Origin of the sequence: Nonomuraea corallina, assembly GCF_027620315.1 — a bacterium.
GTDB lineage: Bacteria > Actinomycetota > Actinomycetes > Streptosporangiales > Streptosporangiaceae > Nonomuraea > Nonomuraea corallina.
Window position 1 is genome coordinate 1 of record NZ_JAPNNL010000133.1, and the last position, 21148, is coordinate 21148.

At 70.2% G+C, this 21148-nt stretch carries 18 protein-coding genes, 2 tRNA genes and 1 pseudogene; 18 read left to right on the top strand and 3 right to left on the bottom strand.

Annotated features, from left to right (window positions below):
- Positions 1-637 precede the first annotated feature (637 nt).
- The 5 genes and pseudogenes from OUY22_RS26610 (at position 638) to OUY22_RS26630 (ending at position 4393) form a co-directional block, all read left to right on the top strand.
- Entirely contained in the window at positions 638-1510 is an 873-nt protein-coding gene (locus OUY22_RS26610) for a DNA methyltransferase (RefSeq protein ID WP_270157908.1), read from the top strand.
- A 71-nt stretch (positions 1511-1581) separates the two neighbouring features.
- On the top strand, positions 1582-2361 hold the full coding sequence (locus OUY22_RS26615) for a TRM11 family SAM-dependent methyltransferase (protein ID WP_270157924.1): 780 nt from the start codon (positions 1582-1584) through the stop codon (positions 2359-2361).
- Between the two features lie 226 nt (positions 2362-2587).
- Positions 2588-2737: a hypothetical protein gene (locus OUY22_RS26620; RefSeq protein WP_270157909.1), complete on the top strand. Its 150-nt coding sequence runs from the start codon at positions 2588-2590 to the stop codon at positions 2735-2737.
- Positions 2734-3183: pseudogene (locus OUY22_RS26625) on the top strand (recombinase family protein); the annotation flags it as partial. The gene OUY22_RS26620 and the pseudogene OUY22_RS26625, both read left to right, overlap by 4 nt.
- Positions 3184-3283: 100 nt before the next feature.
- Positions 3284-4393 (top strand): recombinase family protein, encoded by a 1110-nt coding sequence (locus OUY22_RS26630; protein ID WP_270157910.1) that lies wholly within the window; start codon positions 3284-3286, stop codon positions 4391-4393.
- On the opposite strand, the gene OUY22_RS26635 is transcribed toward OUY22_RS26630, so the two are convergent.
- Positions 4375-4460, bottom strand: a tRNA-Leu gene (locus tag OUY22_RS26635). The genes OUY22_RS26630 and OUY22_RS26635 overlap by 19 nt on opposite strands.
- A 296-nt stretch (positions 4461-4756) precedes the next feature.
- Between OUY22_RS26635 and OUY22_RS26640 the strand changes: the two genes are divergently transcribed.
- Positions 4757-5290 carry a hypothetical protein gene (locus OUY22_RS26640; protein WP_270157911.1) on the top strand — a complete coding sequence of 178 codons (534 nt, stop codon included), beginning with the start codon at positions 4757-4759 and terminating at the stop codon, positions 5288-5290.
- A gap of 305 nt (positions 5291-5595) precedes the next feature.
- Entirely contained in the window at positions 5596-7338 is a 1743-nt protein-coding gene (locus OUY22_RS26645) for a chaplin family protein (RefSeq protein WP_270157912.1), read from the top strand.
- A 297-nt stretch (positions 7339-7635) separates the two neighbouring features.
- Here the strand turns inward: OUY22_RS26645 and OUY22_RS26650 are convergent, their stop codons facing one another.
- On the bottom strand, positions 7636-7833 hold the full coding sequence (locus tag OUY22_RS26650) for a DUF5703 family protein (RefSeq protein WP_270157913.1): 198 nt from the start codon (positions 7831-7833) through the stop codon (positions 7636-7638).
- 190 nt (positions 7834-8023) lie between these two features.
- Here OUY22_RS26650 and topA point away from each other — a divergent pair, with 190 nt between their 5' ends.
- The 10 genes from topA (at position 8024) to OUY22_RS26700 (ending at position 19623) form a co-directional block, all read left to right on the top strand.
- Complete coding sequence (gene topA / locus OUY22_RS26655; protein ID WP_270157914.1) at positions 8024-10723, top strand: type I DNA topoisomerase; 2700 nt, start codon at positions 8024-8026, stop codon at positions 10721-10723.
- Between the two features lie 54 nt (positions 10724-10777).
- Positions 10778-11977: a metallophosphoesterase gene (locus tag OUY22_RS26660; protein ID WP_270157915.1), complete on the top strand. Its 1200-nt coding sequence runs from the start codon at positions 10778-10780 to the stop codon at positions 11975-11977.
- A gap of 63 nt (positions 11978-12040) precedes the next feature.
- Positions 12041-12550, top strand: coding sequence for a helix-turn-helix transcriptional regulator (locus OUY22_RS26665; protein WP_270157916.1), 510 nt, complete (start codon positions 12041-12043; stop codon positions 12548-12550).
- Positions 12551-12711: 161 nt separating this feature from the next.
- Positions 12712-14754 (top strand): dTMP kinase, encoded by a 2043-nt coding sequence (gene tmk, locus OUY22_RS26670; protein ID WP_270157917.1) that lies wholly within the window; start codon positions 12712-12714, stop codon positions 14752-14754.
- A 9-nt stretch (positions 14755-14763) separates the two neighbouring features.
- The gene (locus tag OUY22_RS26675) at positions 14764-15936 is read left to right on the top strand and encodes a DNA polymerase III subunit delta' (RefSeq protein ID WP_270157918.1); all 1173 of its coding nucleotides are present in this window, start codon (positions 14764-14766) and stop codon (positions 15934-15936) included.
- Positions 15937-15986: 50 nt separating this feature from the next.
- Positions 15987-16514, top strand: a complete 528-nt coding sequence (locus OUY22_RS26680; RefSeq protein ID WP_270157919.1) for a SigE family RNA polymerase sigma factor — start codon at positions 15987-15989, stop codon at positions 16512-16514.
- Positions 16515-16522: 8 nt separating this feature from the next.
- A complete protein-coding gene (locus OUY22_RS26685; protein ID WP_270157920.1) occupies positions 16523-17434 on the top strand; it encodes a permease-like cell division protein FtsX in 912 nt (303 codons plus the stop codon).
- Between the two features lie 95 nt (positions 17435-17529).
- Positions 17530-18387, top strand: coding sequence for a PSP1 domain-containing protein (locus OUY22_RS26690; RefSeq protein WP_408638205.1), 858 nt, complete (start codon positions 17530-17532; stop codon positions 18385-18387).
- 49 nt (positions 18388-18436) lie between these two features.
- Positions 18437-19480, top strand: coding sequence for a DUF2776 family protein (locus OUY22_RS26695; RefSeq protein ID WP_270157921.1), 1044 nt, complete (start codon positions 18437-18439; stop codon positions 19478-19480).
- A gap of 66 nt (positions 19481-19546) precedes the next feature.
- A tRNA-Thr gene (locus OUY22_RS26700) sits at positions 19547-19623 on the top strand.
- A gap of 235 nt (positions 19624-19858) precedes the next feature.
- Here OUY22_RS26700 and OUY22_RS26705 read toward each other — a convergent pair.
- Positions 19859-20878, bottom strand: a complete 1020-nt coding sequence (locus OUY22_RS26705) for a serine hydrolase domain-containing protein (protein WP_270157922.1) — start codon at positions 20876-20878, stop codon at positions 19859-19861.
- On the opposite strand from OUY22_RS26705, the gene OUY22_RS26710 reads away from it, so the two are divergent.
- A partial coding sequence (locus OUY22_RS26710; protein ID WP_270157923.1) for a hypothetical protein occupies positions 20873-21148 on the top strand: 276 nt, incomplete at its 3' end. The two genes, OUY22_RS26705 and OUY22_RS26710, sit on opposite strands and share 6 nt — an antisense overlap.

Sequence of the window (21148 nt, forward strand, 5' to 3'; positions counted from 1 at the left end):
GTGAACTTCGTCGCAGCATGCCTTGCTGTGACCGAACTGGAGAGCGGCATACGGCTGGAACCAGAGTTGCTGCATACCCCTTACTCAGCTCTGCCCCTCCCATCTCCCAACTTTGACTAGGCCCGTCTCCCGGATCAAAGAGCATAAGTCCGCTCCGATCGAGCCTCACGATGGCCGCGATGTCAGCGTAGGGATGGCCGCTGCCGCAAGGCTCCCTGCTTTGCACGCTGGGCGGCCCCGTCTCCTCGTGACCCTGCCATGCGCTGTGACACGCCGCAACTTGCCTTCATGGTCATTGCTCGTCCCGCGAAAGATTCCTTAGTAGCTTCGACAACAATGCGGCCCGCATGCATGACGGCGCAGGGAATCGAGTACGGTGGCTGCCCGCGCTCGGGCCACGCTGGGCTGTCAATCCCCTGGTTACGGGTGGCCGGCAAGGTCCTGACCGGGTGGATTGTGATCGACGTGGCCGAGCCGGGTGTCGCGTAGACGGCTCCAGGACAAGCAGGGGCCGCTTAGAAGGACGGTGGGACCGCGCCCTGGAGAGGAGCCTGAAGAAGCGCCTCCAGTTCCAATTGGCGCTGGGCAGCCGGTGTTTCAGTGCATGGGAACGGGTGGCCGTCACGGGTCACCGTAGATGAGCAAGAACGACGGACCGCGGTCGAAGAGGTCGCGGACGGCCGAGAGGCGGTTGGTGCCGCTCTCGGTGTGGCTGTGTTCCGACAGCGCGCCCGGAGAGCCCGAGGCCAAGGACCGTCCGCGTGTTGCCGAGGCGGTATGCGAGCGGCATCGCCAGGCCGTCGGGCGGGAGTTGGCGCGACATCTGATCGGCGCCTGTACCCGTCCGGGCGGGGTCGTCGCGGACGTCTTCACCACGAGCGAGACGGTTCTCGTTGCGGCGGCGGAGATGGAGCGGCTGGGCATCGGGTGTGTTCCGCGCCTGCCGGTCGCGCAGCATCTCGTCGGCCGACTGCGGCAGGATCTCGCGGCGGGTCAGCGGGCTGCGGTGCGGTTGCGTCCGCACGGGCCGGACGAGCTCCGAGAAGCGCTGCTCGGCCTTGAAGGCCGGGTCGATCTGCTGATCGCGGCTCTTCCTCCGTACCCGGAGTTCGGACAGCCGACCGGTTCGACGACGGGACGCTCCTGTCCCGCGTGCCGGGCGGAGCAGCCGACGCTCGGGGTAACACAACTGGGCCGTTTTCTGGAGGATGCGCGGCATGTTCTCGCGCCGGACGGTCACCTGGCGGTGATCACGACGGCCCGGTACGAGCAGGGCAAGCTGGTGGATCAGGCACTGGGGGTCATCCAACGAGCTGCACAGGCCGGACTCACCTACCTCCAGCACGTCATCGCCCTACGAGTCCCCATCGAAGGCGATGCACTCGTAGTCCAACCTGGACCGGCGGAACTGGCGCAGCTTCGCCGTGCTCAGTCCGCGGAGCTGCCGCCGGTCGTGTCGGTGCACGCGGACGTGTGCCTGTTCACCCGCGCCGCCGGAGGCGCTCGGTGAACGAAAACGCTCTCTCGTCGGTGCTGGTAACGGGTCAGCTGCAGTCGCGGGTGCAGCGGCGCGGCCGGTACGTGCCGGAGTCGATGCGGCACCCAGGCAAGATGCTCCCGTCCATCGCGGCCCAGGTGATCTCCGCGTTCACCGAGCCGGGTGAGCTGGTGGTGGATCCGATGTGCGGGATCGGGACCACCTTGGTGGAGGCGGTGCACTTGGGGCGGGATGCCGTCGGGATGGAGTACGAGGAGGACTTCGCCGGTCTCACTGCGGCCAACATCCAGCACGCCCGCTCTCAGGGGGCGACGGGGAGTGCCCGGGTGACGTGCGGGGACGCGACGAACATCGCGGCGGTGTTCGCCGGCTTGCGGGGTGAGGCCGCGCTGGTGCTGACTTCTCCGCCGTACGGAGCGCACACGCATGGGCATGTCCGCTCTGGTAGTCGGGACGGCGGTGGCCCGGTCGAGAAGTGGAACCACCGTTACTCCACTGACAAGGGCAATCTTGCCCACCGGCGGCTGCCGGAGCTGATGGAGGGCTTCGGGCGGATTCTCGAAGGATGTGACGAACTGCTGCGGCCGGGTGGTGTGGTCGCGATCACGGTTCGGCCGATCCGGGTCGATGGGCAGCTCGTCGACCTTCCCGGTCAGGTCGTGGCGACGGCCGAGGAGGCCGGTCTGGTGCTCACCCACCGTCTGGTGGCGCTGCTGTGCGGGCTACGCGATGGCGGGCTGGTGAACCGGGCGTCGTTCTTCCAGATGCTGGAAGCCTGGCGGAGCCAGGAGAAAGGACTGGCGGTGTGCGCCGCGGCCCACGAGGACCTGCTCATTCTGCGCAAACGAGGCGATGAGGCTTGATGGCCGCATCCTCTGCCAGCACGACGCGAGGGCAGGGTTACTCCTCGATTTCCACAGGCTGTGCACGACCGTGTGCGGCTAGACAAGCAGGAGACCGTGTCCAGACCATGATTGACATCGGTCACCGAGGCGAGCGCTCATGGAGGACCGCCCGGGACGGACGGGCCCGTCGGGTCCGGCCCCGTCGGCGGCGAACGCGGGGACCCGTTCCAAGCAGGAGCGAGTCATGAGCGGCGCAGGAACCGAGCTGCGGCTGGTCGTGCCGGACAAGGAGCTGAGGCTCACCCCCGGCGCGGCCGGCGTGCTGCTGCGGATCCTGCTCAAGGCCGTCGCCCGCGCCAAGCAGCCACAGACCGCGAAGGAGCAACAGAGATGACGATCAGGTTCGGCTTCTACGGCCGGGTGTCGACCGAGGACAACCAGGACCCGGAAGCCTCACGGGCCTGGCAGTTGCACCGCGCACGGGCGCTGATCGAGTCGCGGGGCGGGGAGGTCGTCGCGGAGTTCTTCGACGTCGACAAGTCCCGCTCGATCCCCTGGCAACTCCGGCCACACGCGGCAGCGCTGATCGAGGAGCTGAAGGACCCACGGCGGGGCTTCGATGCGGTAGTGATCGGGGAGCCGCAGCGGGCGTTCTACGGCAACCAGTACAGCCTGACGTTCCCATTGTTCGAGCACTTCGGCGTGCCGCTGTGGGTGCCCGAGGTCGGCGGGCCGATCGATCCGGCGAACGAGGCCCACGACATGATCATGGGCGTGTTCGGCGGGCTGTCGAAGGGTGAGCGGAACCGGATCAAGATCCGGGTACGTGCCGCGATGGCGGCGATCACCGCGACAGAGGGACGGTTTCTTGGCGGGCGTCCCCCATACGGGTACAGCCTCCAAGACGCTGGCCCGCACCCAAACCCCAGTAAGGCGGCTGATGGGCGCAGGCTGCGGCGGCTGGTGGCCGACCCGGTCACCTCACGCGTGGTGCGGTGGGATCTACAGCGAGTTCCTCAAAGGGCGAGGCTATCTGGACATCGCCGAGGACCTGACGCTCCAGGGCATCTTGTCGCCGTCGGCCAGCGACCCCGAACGCAACAAGCACCGGGACCAGCGGGCATGGTCGAAGTACGCCGTCCGGGTCATTCTCACCAACCCGCGCTACACCGGTCATCAGGTGTGGAACAAGCAGCGTAAGGACGAGATCCTCCTGGACGTGGAGAACGTCGCGCTGGGCACGACGACCAAGCAGCGGTGGAACACCAAGGACCAGTGGATCTGGTCGGAGCATCCCGTTCATGACGCGATCGTGAGCGTCGAGGAGTATCAGCGGGTCCAGGAGATCCTCGCCACACGTGCCAGGGGCCAGTTCAGCCAGCGTCCGCACCCCACCCGGCGTCCGTACGCCTTCCGAGGCGTACTGTTCTGCGGGTACTGCGAGCGCCGGATGCAGGGCAACTGGAATAACCATCAGGCGTATTACCGGTGCCGCTTCCCCGCCCAGTACGCCATCGTCAACGAGCTCGACCATCCCAAGGTCGTCTATCTGCGGGAGTTGGAGATCTTGGATGAGGTCGATGGCTGGCTGGGGACCGAGTTCGGACCGGACAGGTTGGAGCACACGATCGCGGCCATGGCCGAGCAGGTGGTCGATCCCAATGAGGCGGTCCTGATCGACCTGCGGAAACGGCTGTCGAAGTGTGATCGGAAGCTCATCCAGTATCGCTCCGCCCTCGACGCCGGAGGGGACCCCATCGAGATCGTCGGATGGATCAACGAGACCAAGAGCGAACGCGCCCGTCTGGAGGGAGAGCTCAAGGCGGCACCGGCCGCGCAGCGCATCAGCGTCGCCGAGATCAGGTCGATGATCGAGGAGGTTGGGGACGTGGTACGGCTGGTCGGTGAGGCGGACCCGGACGACAAGGCCGACCTCTACACCCAGCTCGGCCTGAAGCTCACGTACTACCCAGAAAAGCAATATGTGGAGGCCCGGATCAATCCGGAACCCCCACATGTGCGTGCGGTGTGTGTCCGAGGGGGGACTTGAACCCCCATGCCCCGCAAAGGGCACTAGCACCTCAAGCTAGCGCGTCTGCCTATTCCGCCACCCGGACGTGGTGCCTGCACGTGAGACCGTCATCTCGCGTCGGCTCCGTAAGGTTAGCAAACCTTTCGGGGTGCGTCATACCAGGTATCCGGAGAGACGCCTGGCGTGGTGTGCAGGTCGCCGGGAGCAGACCATCTCATGAGGTGCGCGGGCGATTCGAGAGGGTTTGGGTGGGCGGACTTGACCAGTTGCTGGATCTCCGGTGAAAACCGCTTGCGACAACTTTGAGTGCTGCTATGGTTACGGACCGTTGAGGGGTTGTCATGCGGCCGGCCTTGCGCCGGCCGTCTTTCGGGAGGTCACATGGCACGCAGGTCCGCGCAGCGGCAGAGGGAGCGATCCCTCGCTGTGCGGAGCGTGCCCACCGGTGCCCGCCGGGCTGACCGGATGGCGCGGTTCGCGGCCGGCGCCCGTCGGGTCCTGGTGCGTGCGGCGACAGTCGGCGGTCTCGTGGCCGCCGGCTGGCTGCTCGCCGTGGTCTTCCAGATGCTCACCGCCGCTCCGGCGGCTGCGGATCCCACCGCGGCGGCAGGAGTCGGCGCGCCCTTGGCGGTCGTGGCGTCCAGCGACGCCGAGGCCATGGCGGGGCTGACGGTGGATGGACTCACGAGCGAGTCGGATCACGGGCTGCCGTCACCGTCCCCCGCCGGCCAGATTCTCGACACCGACGGTCTGGTGCCCACCGGCGGTGGCAACGGCCCCTTCGGGCCGAGCATGGGGGACATCGCGCGGTACGGGTTCGACCCGCGCCTCGACGTGAGGCGCGTCGCTCCCGCGTACGTGCAGTCCCCTGTCGTCCGCGCAGCGGCGGACGACCCTTCTTTCTCACCTGACTAATCCCCGCCATGAGACCGGCCTTTCCCGGTCGGCGGCGGAGCGTGGCTGAGTCCCCCTCCGTCAGCGGGTGACACGTCGATCACATCAGCACGTCGATCGCTGCAGCACGTCGATCACTTGAACACGCGGCCAACGACGCGGCGATCAGCGGCGGGTCGGTCAACGGTACGTCGATCAGTGCTGCACGTCGATCACTTCTGCAACAGGTTCGCGCTCCCCCGGGGTCTCCGCTGTGCTCTCGCACGGCTCCGGTCGGCCGCGGGCTGTCAGGTAGTTCCCCCCAAGTAATCAGTAGGAGCATTCTCATGCGTACGTGGGCGAAGGTTTCCACTCCCGCGGCTCTGCTCGCCGTGGCGGTCATGTCGTTCGGCGGCGGCGCGGCTTCGGCCGACACCGACGGCGACGACTCCATCGGCGGCGGCAACCAGGTCAATCTGCCGATCTCGCTGCCGATCGACATCAGCGGCAACGCCGTCGGCGTGGCCGGCGACTCGACCGCCTCCTCGGCGGGCGGCGCGTCCGTCGTCAACAACGGGCGGAGCGGCGGCGGCTCGAACCGGACCTCCGGCGACCGCAGCATCCTCGGCGGCAACCAGGTGGTCGCGCCGATCAACGCTCCGGTCAACGCCTGTGGCAACGCGGTCTCGCTGTTCGGCAACTCCGACGCCGGGTGCAAGGGCGGCGCGAGCGTCCAGAACAGGGGCGGCGGCTCCGGCGCGGGCGGCAACCGCACCTCCGGCGACCGCAGCATCCTCGGCGGCAACCAGGTGGTCGCGCCGATCAACGCCCCGGTCAACGCCTGCGGCAACGCGGTGGCGATCTTCGGGGAGGCGACCGCCGGCTGCCGGGGCGGCGCGTCGGTGCGCAACTCGGGCTCCGGCTCCGGCGCCGGTGGCAACCGCACCTCGGGCCGCAGCTCCGTGCTGGGCGGCAACCAGGTGGTCGCGCCGATCACCGCTCCGGTCAACATCTGCGGCAACGCGGTGGCCGCGCTCGGTGACGCGTTCGCCGGGTGCAAGGGCGGCGCGTCCGTCACCAACGAAGGCGGCCGCCAGCGCCGCGGCTACCACCGCGGCTCCACCGGCAACGACACCGACGGCCGGTTCGGGGTCGGGAGCGGCAACCAGGTGGTCGCCCCGATCAACCTGCCGATCACGGCGTGCGGCAACTCGGTCGGCAACGCCACCGCCGGGTGCCAGGGCGGCGCGAGCGTCCACACCAAGGGCGGCGGCTCCGGCGCGGGCGGCAACCGCACCTCGGGCCGCAACTCGGTGCTGGGCGGCAACCAGGTCGTCGCGCCGATCACGGCTCCGGTGAACGTCTGTGGCAACGCGGTGGCCGTTCTCGGCGACGCGTTCGCCGGGTGCAAGGGCGGCGCCTCGGTGAAGAACGGCGGCAAGGGCGCGGGGGGCAACCGCACCTCGGGCCGCAACTCGGTGCTGGGCGGCAACCAGGTGGTCGCGCCGATCACGGCTCCGGTGAACGTCTGCGGCAACGCGGTGGCCGTTCTCGGCGACGCCGCCGCCGGGTGCCTCGGCGGCGCCCACGTGGGCAAGTCCAAGCCGGGTTACCGTCACGGCAAGCACCTGTCCGGCAAAGCGGTGGGCGCCGTCCCCGGCCTGCCCGGGGCGAGCGGGGTGCAGGGTCTCGGCAGCTCGGCGCGGCAGATGAGCGGTGGCGGGCTCCCGATCGTCGGCGACGTCGCCGGCGTCGCCGGACTGCTCGGCCTGCCGCAGGTTCCGGGGCTGCCCGGCTTGCCATCGGCCCCGGCCCAGCCCGCCAAGCCCGTCAAGCCCGCCAAGAAGACCACCGCGGGCGTCGCGAACCCGGCCACCGACCTGGTCGCCGCCACTCCGGTCGGCGGCGCGGTCAGGTCGGTCGCCGGCAGCCTGCCCGTCGGCGGCCTGGGGCTGATGAGCGCCGCCCAGCCCGCGGGCGTCACCGGGATGTCCGCGGCCTCGCTGCTGGCGCTGGCCCTGGGCGGGCTGTTCGCGGTGACGGCGACGGTGTTCGCGGCCGTCCGCCGGTTCCGTCCCGCCGCCAAGTAGCCCACGGCCGTCCGCCGTTTCCCGTCCCGCTGTCAAGCAGTCTGCGGCCGTCCGCCGTTTCCCGTCCCGCTGTCAAGCAGTCTGCGGGCGCCCGCCGGTTCCGTCCCGCCGTCAAGCAGTCTGCGGAAGACGAGGCGGCGCGCCTGCCGGGGCGGGTAGGCGGGCCGCCGCGTGGGCGAACGCGGAGGAGTCGCATACGGCCGCTGCCCCCGGATTGCCTCCGGGAAGGCAGCGTGCGATGAACGCTTTGCCCGTTCCGGGGGCGCGGCCCGGGGCGGGCAAAGCCTTGTCCGTTCTTCAGCCAGGGCGCGCGAGTGTGCTGCGCACCCGTACGATTTTGCGGCGGAGGCGTACGTGCCTGCTGCCGTCGGCGTGCTTGCGCACCCGGGCGAGCTCCCACTGGCCGTACTCCGCGTGCTCGGTCAGCAGCTGACGTGCGGCTTCTCGGGAGAGGTCGCGTGGGATGAAGATATCCATGTAGGAGTAGTCGAGCACAACGATTAGTCTCCAGGATGAGTCAGGGCGCCATGCCGCTCGATGGGCCCTATTCTGCGTGCTCGTGGATGGACCCGGAAGCCGGTGGGTAGCCCGGGGGAAGGAAATTTCCGAGCGAGGGGTTACCTTTCAGATCTATGCCGGACGTCCGGCAGGGGGATTGCAAGCTAACAGCGAGGTAGGAAGCAGCGTGCCAGCCAACAACGGCAGCGCCGGCGGAAGACGCCTGGTGATCGTCGAGTCGCCCGCCAAGGCGAGGACGATCAAGGAGTACCTCGGCGCCGGTTACATCGTCGAGTCGAGCATCGGCCACATCCGTGATCTGCCGGAGAAGGCCGACGACATCCCCGAGAAGTTCAAGGGGGAGGCGTGGGCGCGCCTCGGGGTGAACGTCGAGCACGACTTCGAGCCGTTGTACGTGGTCAACCCCGACAAGAAGTCCCAGGTCAGCAAGCTGAAGCAGCTGCTGAAGGACGCCGACGAACTCTACCTGGCCACTGACGAGGACCGTGAGGGCGAGGCGATCGCCTGGCACCTGCGCGAGGTGCTCAAGCCGAAGGTGCCGGTGCACCGGATGGTGTTCCACGAGATCACCAAGCAGGCCATCCGCGACGCCGTCGCCAACCCCCGTTCGCTCAACCTGCGCCTGGTCGACGCCCAGGAGACGCGCCGCATCCTCGACCGCCTCTACGGCTACGAGGTCAGCCCGGTCCTGTGGAAGAAGGTCAAGCCGAGGCTGTCCGCCGGCCGCGTCCAGTCGGTGGCGACCAGGCTGGTGGTGGAGCGCGAGCGGGAGCGCCTGGCGTTCACCGCCGCCCATTACTGGGACCTGCAGGCGCTGTTCGACAGCGGCAAGCCGGAGGAGCGGCCGCGCGACTTCAACGCGACGCTGACCGGCGTCGACGGCAGGCGGGTGGCCCAGGGCCGCGACTTCGCCAGCACCGGGCAGCTGAAGAACGCCGACGTGCTGCACCTGTCTGAGCAGGCCGCCGGCGAGCTGGCCGCCAGGCTCGGCGACGCGTCGTTCGCCGTCAAGTCCGTCGAGCGCAAGCCGTACACCCGCAAGCCGTACGCGCCGTTCCGGACGACCACGCTGCAGCAGGAGGCCAGCCGCAAGCTGGGCTTCTCCGCCAAGTACACGATGCAGGTGGCGCAGCACCTCTACGAGAACGGCTACATCACCTACATGCGGACCGACAGCATCACGCTGTCGGAGACCGCGGTGCAGGCCGCGCGCTCGCAGGCGATCAAGCTGTACGGGGCCTCGTACGTCCCCGACAAGCCCCGCGTCTACAGCAGCAAGGTCAAGAACGCGCAGGAGGCGCACGAGGCGATCAGGCCGTCCGGCGAGGAGTTCCGCACGCCGGGCGAGACCGGGCTGAGCGGCGATAGGTTCCGGCTGTACGAGCTGATCTGGCAGCGGACCGTGTCGTCCCAGATGAAGGACGCGGTCGGCGAGTCGATCCAGGTCAAGGTGGGCGGCCGGTCGTCGGCGGGCGAGGACGTCGAGTTCAGCGCCTCGGGCCGGACGATCACGTTCTACGGGTTCCTGAAGGCGTACGTGGAGGGTCACGACGACCCGGCCACCGACCGCGACGACTCGGAGAAGCGGCTGCCCAATCTGGCCGAGGGCGACGCGCTCACCGTCTCGCGGCTGGACGTGGCCGCCCACTCGACCAAGCCGCCGGCCCGCTACACCGAGGCGTCGCTGGTCAAGGAGCTGGAGGATCGGGAGATCGGCCGGCCGTCGACGTACGCGTCGATCATCGGCACGATCCTCGACCGGGGCTACGTGTTCAAGAAGGGCACGGCGCTGGTGCCGTCGTTCCTCGCCTTCGCCGTGGTCAACCTGCTGGAGCAGCATTTCGGCAACCTGGTCGACTACGACTTCACGGCCGAGATGGAGAAGGTGCTCGACGACATCGCCAACGACCGGGCCGAGCGGGTGCCGGAGCTGCAGCGCTTCTACTACGGCGCCGACGGCGACGAGGGTCTCAAGGAGATGGTCACCGACCTGGGCGACATCGACGCCAAGGAGATCAGCTCCTTCCCGATCAAGGGTACGGACATCGTCATCCGGGTCGGCCGCTACGGCCCGTACCTCGACCGCGACGGCACCCGCGTCAACGTCCCCGAGGACATGACCCCCGACGAGCTGACGGCGGAGAAGGCCGAGGAGCTGATCTCGCGCCCGACCGGCGACCGTGAGCTGGGGCCCGATCCGGTGACCGGTCACATGATCGTGGCCAAGGACGGGCGGTTCGGGCCGTACGTGACGGAGGTGCTGCCGGAGGAGGCGCCGCCCGCCGAGGGCGAGAAGAAGCGGCGCACGAAGAAGGCCGACGCGCCCAAGCCGCGCACGAGCTCCCTGTTCAAGACGATGTCGCTGGACACGGTCACGCTGGAGGACGCGCTCAGGCTGCTGTCGATCCCGCGCGTGGTGGGCGAGCTCGACGGTGAGCAGGTGGTGGCGCACAACGGCAAGTTCGGGCCGTACCTGAAGAAGGGTTCCGACTCGCGGTCGCTCGGGTCCGAGGAGGACCTGCTCACGGTCACGATCGACCAGGCCAAGGAGCTGTTCGCGCAGCCGAAGCAGCGGGGCAGGGGGCGGGCGGCGGCCGCGCCGCCGCTGCGCGAGCTGGGCGAGGACCCGAACTCGAAGAAGCCGGTGGTGGTCAAGGAGGGCCGGTTCGGCCCGTACGTCACCGATGGCGAGACCAACGCCTCGCTCCGCAAGGGCGACACGGTGGAGGAGATCACCATCGAACGGGCGGCGGAGCTGCTGGCCGAGCGGCGCGGGCGCGCGCCGGCCCCGAAGAAGGCGTCCACGAGGAAGGCCCCGGCGAAGAAGGCGCCGGCGAAGGCGAAGAAGCCCGCCGCCAAGTCCTGAGAGGGCTCTCAGGGGCCGGTCGCGGCGGGCTCCGGGCGCTCATAGCATGACGGCGTGGTCTTCCTCGTCGTGGTCCTGAGTGTGCTGGCCGGGGTCCATTACTACCTGTGGCACCGGCTGGCGCGCGCGACGACGCGGCCGGGTCCGGTGCGCGGACGGCTCGGCCTGGTGGCGGTCGGGCTGTTCGCGCTGGTGGTGGTCACCTTCGTGGGGCAGCGGGTGCCGTGGCTGTCGTGGCTGGCCTGGCCGGGGTTCCTGTGGGTCGCGATCATGTTCTACCTGTTCTGGATCCTGCTGGCGCTGGAGGTGCCGCGGGCGGTGGCGGGGGCCGTGCTGCGCGCGCGCAAGCCGGCCGGGGCGCCGGTGAAGGTGCCCGCGGGCGGGTCGTCGGAGCCGGCCGTCCCGGGCGACGCGCCCGCCGACCCGGGCCGGCGGCTGTTCCTGGGTCGGGCCACGGCGCTGGTCGCGGGGGTGGGCGCGCTCGGCACGGTCGGGTACGGGGTGACGCGGGCGCTGGGCGACCCGGTGATCGAACGCGCCGCGGTCACCCTGCCGGGGCTCGACTCCCGGCTGAGCGGGCTGCGGTTCGCCGTGGTGAGCGACATCCATCTGGGTCCGCTGACCGGCAGGGCGCACGCGGAGCGGATCGTCCGGATGATCAACGGTCTCGAGGCCGACGTGGTGGCGATCGTCGGCGACATGGTGGACGGCACGGTCGAGGCCCTCGGGCCGCTGGCCAGGCCGCTGCGCGACCTGGAGTCCCGGTACGGGTCGTACTTCGTGACGGGCAACCACGAGTACTACACGGCCAACGGGCCGGGCGAGTGGGTCGAGGAGCTGAGCGACCTGGGGGTGCGCTCGCTGCGCAACGAGCGGGTGGAGATCCGCCACCAGGGTGCGGTGCTCGATCTGGCCGGGGTGAACGACGTCACGGGCGCGACCGCGGGCGACGCTCCCGACTTCGGCAAGGCGCTCGGCGGCCGTGACGAGAGCCGGTCGGTGGTGCTGCTGGCCCACCAGCCCATCCACGTGGCGGAGGCCGCCCGGTACGGGGTCGACCTGCAGTTGTCCGGCCACACGCACGGCGGTCAGATGGTGCCGTTCAACCTGATCGTGCCGGTGCAGCAGCCGGTGGTGTCGGGGCTGGCGACCGTCGACGGGGTGCAGGTGTACGTGACGCGCGGGGCGGGGTTCTGGGGGCCGCCGGTGCGGGTGGGCGCGCCGCCCGAGATCACGTTGCTGGAGATTCGCTAACTGCCTGCGACGGAGTGGCTACGTGGTGTAGTATCCCGGCGGATACTTCGGAGGTGGTCACTCATGTCTTCCCCCGGTGGAGGGCTGCCCGACGTCAATTTCTGGGCCGCGCGCGGCGCGATGCTGCTGAAGCAGGCGCGTCACGAGGCCAGCATGCGCCAGCAGCAGCTGGCGGGGGTGTGCGGCACGTCGCGCACCACGCTGTCGGCCTACGAGCACGCCCGCAAGTCGCCCACGCTGGAGACCGCGGGGCGCATCCTGGACGCCGCCGGGTTCCGGCTGGCGCTGGAGCCGAAGGTGGAGTTCACCGGCGGCGTCCCCAACCGGCTGCCGCGGCTGCCGGTCGGCCAGGCGCTCGGCCGGGTGCGGGTGCGCGAGCGGGTCTACGACCTGGCGGTGCGCGAGCAGCGCCGCCAGGCCTACGCGGCGCTGCTGCGCGACGGAGACTCCCAGCAGTTGCTGGCGCACGTCGACGAGTTGTTGCTGGCCGACCTGTGGGAGGAGCTCGACCTGCCCGCGGGGGTCCGGTCGCGCTGGGCCCCGGTCATCGAGCGGGCCAGAGCGCGGATGTGAAACGGCGGCGGGTCTCCGGCGATGGTGTAAGGGGGCCCATTCGCCCGGTGCGTCATGCGCGCCAGGCCATGGACGTACTACCCTCGGCGACGACTGGTCCGATATATCCGGACCCGTCGTCGTCCTCCCACTCCCAGAGAACTCCTGGATACGCTGACATCATGACCGCCCTTGGCCGAGGCCGACAGGCTCACGTGCTGGCTAACGCCCCCTTCCGCAGGCTGTGGGCGGCCATGTCGGTGTGCAGCCTGGGCGACTGGCTCAACCTCCTCGCGCTCACCGCGCTGGCGGGAAACCTCACCCAGGGCGACTTCCGCGCCCAGTCGCTCGCCATCGGCGGCGTGTTCGTCGCCAAGATGCTGCCCGCCGTGCTGCTCGGGCCGCTGGCCGGGGTGTTCGCCGACCGGTTCGACCGCCGGCTGACCATGGTGTTCTCCGACGTGGCCCGCTTCGCCGTGGTGCTGTCGATCCCGATCGTCAACAGCTACCAGTGGGTGATCATCGCCACCGTCCTGGTGGAGTGCGTCAACCTGTTCTGGGTTCCGGCCAAGGACGCGACCGTCCCCAACCTGGTGCCCAAGCAGCAGCTCGAAGCGGCCAACCGGCTCAACCTGCTGGTCACGTACGGGAGCGCGCCGGTCGCGGCGGCCGTGTTCGCGATGCTCTCGGTGGTGGCCGACGTCGGCCGCGACGTGTCGCCGCTGCTGTCCGGCCTCGACCCCACCACGCTGCCGCTGATCGTGAACGCGGGCGCCTACCTCGTCTCGGCCGCCCTGATCTTCACGCTGCGCGACATCCCCCGGCGCGACGGGGCGATCTCCACGCCGTCGGTGCTGCGGCAGATCGTCGACGGGTGGCGGTTCGTCGGCGGCAACCGGCTGGTCCGCGGGCTGATCATCGGCATGCTCGGCGCGTTCGCGGCGGGCGGCGCGGTCATCGGCGTCGCCAAGGTCTACGTCCAGGACCTCGGCGGCGGCGACGCCGCCTACGGCGTGGTGTTCGGCGCGGTCTTCGTCGGCATGGCGCTGGGCATGTTCTTCGGGCTGCGGCTGCTCAGCGGCCTGTCGCGGCGGCGGCTGTTCGGGCTGTCGCTGGTCGTGGCCGGGTTCGTGCTGGCCGCCATCGCGCTGGTGCACAACCTGGTGCTGGTGGTCATCCTGACCGTGATGCTCGGGGCGTGCGCCGGCATCGCCTGGATCATCGGCTACACGCTCATCGGCCTGGAGGTCGAGGACGGCCTGCGCGGGCGCACGTTCTCCTTCCTGCAGTCCACGGCCCGGGTGACGCTGCTGCTGGTGGTCTCCGTCGCCAACCCGCTGGCGGCGCTGTTCGGCGAGCGCGGCGTCGAGGTGGGCGCGCTGAGCTACCAGTTCAACGGCACCAACCTGGTGCTGCTGCTCGGCGGCGTGCTGGCGGTCGTCGTCGGGCTGCTCGGCCTGCGTCACATGGACGACAGGAAGGGCGTGCCCATCCTGGCCGACCTGATCGCGGCCGTGCGCGGCCAGAGCCACGACGGCCGGCCCGCCGAGCGGGTGCCGGGGCTGTTCGTGGCGTTCGAGGGCGGCGAGGGGTCGGGCAAGACGACCCAGGCCAGGATGCTCGCCATCTGGCTGCGCGACCAGGGCTACGACGTGGTGCAGACCCGCGAGCCGGGCGCTACCAAGGTCGGCATGCGGCTGCGCGCCATCCTGCTCGACGCGGCCGAGCGCGGCCTGTCGGGACGGGCCGAGGCCCTGCTGTACGCCGCCGACCGGGCCGAGCACGTCGAGAAGGTCATCCGGCCGGCGCTCCACCGGGGCGCCATCGTGGTGTGCGACCGCTACGTCGACTCCTCGCTCGCCTACCAGGGCGCCGGCCGCTCGCTCGACCCCGAGGACGTCTCCAAGGTCAACGCCTGGGCGACCGGCGGGCTCGTACCCCACCTGACCGTGCTCATCGACACCCCGCCCGAGGTCGGGCTGACCAGGCTCGGCGGGGCGGCCGACCGGATCGAGTCCGAGCCGCTGGAGTTCCACGAGCGGGTGCGCAAGGAGTTCCGCGCGCTGGCCGCCGCCGCGCCCGACCGCTACCTGGTCGCCGACGGCACCCTCCCCGCCGAGCAGATCACCCAGACGGTCCAGGACCGGGTACGCGAGATCCTGCCCGACCCGGTGCCGCGCGAGACCGAAGACATCACGGGCACGATGCCCGCCATCCGCGACTAGCCTTGTCGCGTGGGCGTCTTCGATGACCTGGTGGGGCAGGATCAGTCCGTCTCCGTGCTGACGCGCGCCGCGGCGGCCGCGGCCGAGGTCGTCGAGGGCGGGCGCGGCGCGGGCATGACCCACGCCTGGCTGTTCACCGGCCCGCCGGGCGCGGGCCGCGAGGACGCGGCGCGGGCGTTCGCGGCGGCGCTGCTCTGCCCCGACGCGGGCTGCGGCCACTGCGACCAGTGCCACCAGGTGCTGATCGGCTCCCATCCCGACCTGGAGCAGGTGCGGCCCGCCGGGCTGTCCTACGGCGTCAAGCAGACCCGCGAGCTGATCCTGCGGGCGGCGGGCGCGCCGACGCAGGGCCGCTGGCGGGTGATCCTGTTCGAGGACGCCGACCGGGCCACGGAGTCCGCGGCCAACGCCCTGCTCAAGGCCATCGAGGAGCCGCCGCCGCGCACCGTGTGGCTGCTCTGCGCGCCCGCCGCCGACGACCTGATGATCACCATCAGGTCCCGCTGCAGGCTGGTCACCCTGACCACCCCGTCCACCGCGGAGGTGGCCCGCGTGCTGGCCACGCGCGACGGCGTCCCGCCCGAGACGGCCCGTTTCGCCGCCCGCGCCGCCCAGGGCCACCTCGCCCGCGCCCGCGCGCTGGCGCTCGACGAGGCCGCCCGCGCCCGGCGCGAGTCCGTCCTGGCCATCCCGCGGTCGCTGACCGGCGTCGGCGAGTGCGTGACCGCCGCCGAACGCCTGGTCAAGACCGCCGAGGAAGAGGCCGCCGCGGCCACCGCCGCGCTCAACGAGACCGAGACCGCCGAGCTGCGCAAGATCTACGGCGAGGGCTCCACGGGCAAGGGCCTCAACCGCGGCCTCGTACGCGGGGGAGCCGGGGCGCTGAAGGAGCTGGAGGACCGGCAGAAGTCCCGGGCCACTCGCCTCAAGCGCGACTCGCTCGACGCGGCGCTGCTGGAGCTGGTGTGGTTCTACCGCGACGTGCTGGCCATGCAGCTCGGGGCGTCGGTGGAGCTGGCCAACGACGATCTCCGCTTCGACCTCGACCAGTTCGCCAAGACCACGACGCCGGAGGAGACGCTGCGCCGCATCGACGCCGTCATGCGCTGCCGCGAACGCCTCGACCTCAACGTCAACCCGCAGATCGCCGTCGAGTCCATGATGCTGGCGCTGCGCGTCTGAATCGTCGCCCGCCGGGCGCAGCAGATGCGCGGGTGAGGCGTCTCTGTCATGTGGAAGCCGAACTCGTCACCCAAGGAGAGGCGCTGACGCGCGAGCGGGTCGATGTGGCGGAGATCTTCGCCGCGCATCAGGTCGGACTCGTCCGCCTCGCTTTGATCATGGTCGGGGATCAGGCGACGGCCGAGGACGTCGTCCAGGAGGCCTTCGCCCGTACTCACGCCGGCCGGTCGCGGCTGCGCGACCCCGGCCGGGCGCTGGCTTACGTGCGCTCGGCCGTGCTCAACGGCTGCCGGTCGGTGCTGCGCCGCCGGTCGACCGTGTTCAGGCGCGGGGTCCCGTACGAGCCGCCTGTCTGGTCGGCGGAGAGCGCCGCCATGATCGGCGAGGACCGGCGCGCGGTGCTGGCCGCCCTGCAGGAGCTGCCGCCCCGACAGCGTGAGGCGCTCACGTTGCGCTACTACTTCGATCTCACCGACCAGGAGATCGCCGACACCATGCGGATCGGCGCGAGCAGCGCCAGGTCCACGATCGCGCGAGGGCTCGCGGCCCTTGGCCGGGCTCTGGGGGAGGACGTATGAACAGCCCTGTGGAAGACCGTCTGCGTCAGGCGTTCGCCGAGGCCGGAGCGACGGTGCGGGTGGAGACCGTCGCGCCGTTGCGGAGCCCCGCCAGGCGGACCCGCCCGTGGCGGGTCGCCGTGGGAATCGCGGTCGCGGCGCTGCTCGTGGCGGTCGTGGTGCCCCGTTTCCAGGGAGGCGCCGCCTCGACGGTGGCGGTCGCCCCGGCCGGCGTCCCGGCCGAGGTCAGCGTCCTCCTGTGCCTGCCTTCGGTGGTTCCGGGGTGCGACGTGGAGGAGCGGGTCGCCGACATCGAGACCACGTTCCGCGCCCTGCCGGGGGTGGCCGAGGTCCACCCGGAGGCGGGGGGCGGCGCGTACGAGGGCTCAGCGGACGCGCGCCACGCCGACGAGGACCTGCCGCGGATGTTCCGGCTGGTGGCGCGGCCCGGGGCCGACGTCAGGGACATCGCCCGGCGGGCGATGCTGGTGCCCGGAGTCGCCGACGTGGTGATCCGTGCAGAGCCGGACCGCGACCTGCGCCCCGAGCTGACGCTCTTCCTGTGCGCCGCGGAATCGGCGGCGCCCTGCGACGGGAAGGCCGCGACCCGTAAACAGAAGGCCGCGGTGTCGCGGGTGCTCAAGGCCCTGCCGGAAGTCCAGTCGGTCACCTACGAGAGCCGGCAGACCGCGTACGCGAACGTCATCGAGCAGTACGCGCACAACGAGTCGTTGATCGCGGCCCTGCGCGAGAGCGACCTGCCGGAGAGCTACCGCGCCTTCCTGCGGCCCGGCATCGACTACTTGGTCAGGAAGAAGCTCGCCGCCGAACTCCGGCGCCTGCCGGGCGTCGCCCAGGTGGTCGACCAGCGGTGCTTCGCCGGGGCCGGCACGCAAGCCCGCTCCGACAGCCCCGCCGACGAGATCGAGAGCTGCGAATAGCGCCCCGCGCCCTCACGCTTTCCGCTCCCGCACACGTAATGTGGCAACGGACGCCGCAACAACCCCCGAGGCTGTCAGGAGGCGAGCACGAGCCCATGGGCATGATCATGGCCGTGAGCTTCACCCGCTACGGAAGGCTCTACTACCTCGACCCCGGCGCTCACAGCCCCAAGGTGGGCGACAAGGTGCTGGTCCCGACCGACGCAGGCCCCGAGGTCGCGGAGTGCGTGTGGGCGCCGCAGTACACCAGTGAGGACATCGACGGCCTGCCGGTGTGCGAGGGCATGGCGGGCGAGGAACACCTCTCGCGCGACGAGTCCAACAAACGCCGCAGAGCCGAGGCCCGCAGCGTCGCCAAACGACTCATCAAACGGCACAGCCTGCCGATGAAGGTGGTCGGCATCGACTACCTGGACAACGAGAACGTCTACACGGTCTACTTCTCCGCCCCGCACCGCGTCGACTTCCGCGCTCTCGTACGGGACCTGGCCCGCAACCTGCGGGCCCGGGTGGAACTGCGCCAGATCGGGCCCCGCGACGAGGCCCGCCTCCAGGGCGGGATCGGGCCGTGCGGGCGGGACCTGTGCTGCGCGACCTTCCTGAAGGACTTCGAGCCGGTGTCGGTCCGCATGGCCAAGGACCAGGACCTTCCGGTCAACCCGCTGCGCATCGCCGGGGCCTGCGGGCGGCTGATGTGCTGCCTGAAGTACGAGCATCCGCTGTACGTCGAGACCCGATACAAGATGCCCCGTTCGGGAAGCCGCGTCACCACGCCGCAGGGCGACGGAACCGTGATCGGGCACAACGTGCCCGCCGACACGGTCACGGTCCGGCTGGACGACGGTGGGCGGCGCTGCGCGTGCCCGTCGGCGTCCGTCTGCTCGCCGCGGCAGCAGCACGACAAGATGTACGGCGCGGGAGAGGAACCGGACGGCCGGCGCCCTCCGGGGTGAGATTCGCCGATGTTCACCCCGGGTAGGCATGGCTCACGGGGGGTAATCGGTGAACTTCGCGATGAGTGTGGTCTTCCGCGCCATACCACTGGTCATGGGCGCCATCTGCGCCGCGTACGGGCTCTACATCTACGCGGGAGGCTCCGACTCCAACCACTTCGTGGCCGGTCACGTGGTCGTGGCCCTGGCCGCCATCTGCTACGCGCTCTTCACCACCGCGGCCACGATCATCCGCCAGCTGATCGACCGCTACAACAAGATCTGGCGCGCCGTCCTGCCTGCCAGCGGCTACGCGGTCGCCCTGTTCACGATCATCTACGGCATCGTCCTCATCACCCGGAGCGGCGAAGCCCAGAACCTGGTGGCCGGCCACGTCGTCGCCGGCGTCGGCCTGATCAGCGTCTGCGTCAGCACCGTGGCCACCGCCTCGACCAGCTTCTCCCTCATCTCGGTCAACGACGCCCGGACATGGCAGGACGAGCCGCCCATGAAAGCCTATTCGGCGACCACGGGGAGAATCCTCATCGCGTTCCCCCTCGTCTGCGCCCTCATCGGATTCGTCTGGGCCTTCATCCTCATGGCCCAGCCCGGCAGCGCCTACTACACCGCGGGCCGCGTCGTCTTCGGCCTCGCCGCCATCTGCGCCAGCCTGATCGCCCTCGTCGCCAGCATCGTCCGCCAGGTGCGCAACACCTTCCGCAACCCCGAGCGCTTCCGCTGGAGCTGGCTCGTCATCGTCATGGGCACCGTCAACATCCTCTTCGGCGTCTACGTCCTCGCCTCCTCCTCCGAGCCCTACCGCATCGCGCCCGGCTGCGTCCTCATCGGGCTGGGCCTCATCTGCTACAGCATCCTGTCCAAGGCCCTGCTCCTGGCCCTGGTCTGGCGCCGGACCTTCCCGCTCGCCAACCGCATCCCCATGATGCCGGTGACCACGGCGCTGGCCTGCCTGTTCTTCGCGGCCTTCCTCTTCGAGGCGGAGCTCACGAACCCGGCCTTCTTCGTGCCGGCCCGGGTGCTGGTGGGGCTGGGGGCCGTGTGCTTCACGCTCTTCTCCATCGTCTCGATCCTGGAGGCGGGTACGTCGGGGTAGCGCCGGGATTATCGGGGGCGAAGTACCCCGGGGCTCCTGTAGACTCTTGGCAGCCGTTCGCGGCACGCCGCCTTAGCTCAGTCGGCCAGAGCACTTCACTCGTAATGAAGGGGTCTCGGGTTCGAATCCCGAAGGCGGCTCCAGGTAAAAGGCCCCTCGCGGTGATCGCGGGGGGCCTTTTGCGTGGGCGTACAGCTACGGGTTCTCACGGTCGAGGTTGTCGTTGGGCTGGTCGAGCGCCTTGGCGGGTCTCCGGGTTGGCGATCTGGGTGTGGACGTGCAACGACGGTCCAGAAAACCAGGGTCGCTGGCGAATGCAGTAGACATACGCGGCCGACTGGCATCGTGCCGACGGCCGCTGCCGTCGGCACGGCCTGGTCAGGTTGCGGCCGGCCCGCCGCAGAACGCCGCCTTGACGAGCCCGTCCAGCAGCTTGGGATAAGTGGCGAGGTCGAATGGGGCGTCGCCGGTGGTCACCGAGGCGGTCAGGGTCTTGCCGCCGTCGGGCGAGCTGTACATCAGCGCCGCGTAGCCCGCCGGAGGGCTGCCGTTGTGGTTGAGAACGGTGCCGCAGGCCGGACCCAGGTCCTTCACGAACACCCCCAGCCCGTAGCGGCCGTAGAGGGGGTCGCTCTTCGCGTGCGGTTCGCGCATCTCGGCCAGCAGCTTGGCCGGCAGGAGCTTGCCGCCGTTCAGCGCGGAGAAGAACGCCTGCAGATCCCGGGTCGTCGAGATCATGTCACCGGCGCCTGCCAGCAGGGACAGGTTCTGGCGGGAGACGTCGGCCACCTTCCACTGGCCGACGTCCTGGTAGCGGAAGTAGCCGTGGGCGTACGGGCTGGGTAGTTGCGTCCGGTTGCCCGGCACCACGGTGCCCTTCAACCCGAGTGGCCAGACGATCCGCCGCTTCAGCTCTGTCCCGAACGCATGGCCGGTGACCTTCTCGATCAGCAGCCTGGCCAGCGTGTAATTGGTGTTGGAGTAGCTCCAGTCCGTCCCCGGCGCGAACCTCGCGGGTTTGGACATCGCGAACCGCACCAGCTCCTGTGGCTGGTAGGAGCGGAACCGGTTGTCCAGCCACTCCTTGCCTGTCGCGGGGAGACCGGGCACCCATGTCCCGTCGGGGTCGAGGTCGCCGGTGTAGTTGAACAGGCCGCTGGTGTGCTGCAGCAGCATCCGCACCGTGATCCGCCGGTCCAGCCCGAGCTCGGGCAGGTAGCCGGCTATCGGGGCGTCCAGCCCGATCTCACCCTCGGCCACCAGCTGCAACACCACGGTCGCGACGAAGGTCTTGGTCACGCTGCCCACCCAGAGATGCCCGTTCCGCGGCGGCTTCGCGCTCGCGCCCAGCTTGCGCACCCCGGCGCTGCCGGCCCACTCCCCCCGTTCATCGTGCACACGCACCTGCACCCCGAGGAAACCGGCATCGACGAACGCCTGAACGGCCTGCTGCAGCTTTGGGCGATCCTGCCCAGCGGCGGCCTTCGGCACGGCCGCGCTGCTGTCCGCGGCGGCCACCGCGGGTGCGATCGTCCCGGCCAACAGTCCGGCCGCCAGCGCTGTGATCACCACCCGCCGGAAGACCGCGTGCCGGCGTTTCGGCGCGGTACCGTCACGGCGCATCGTCCCGATGGCTTCGGCGTGCTTTTGACTGTCCCGGTCGCCCGA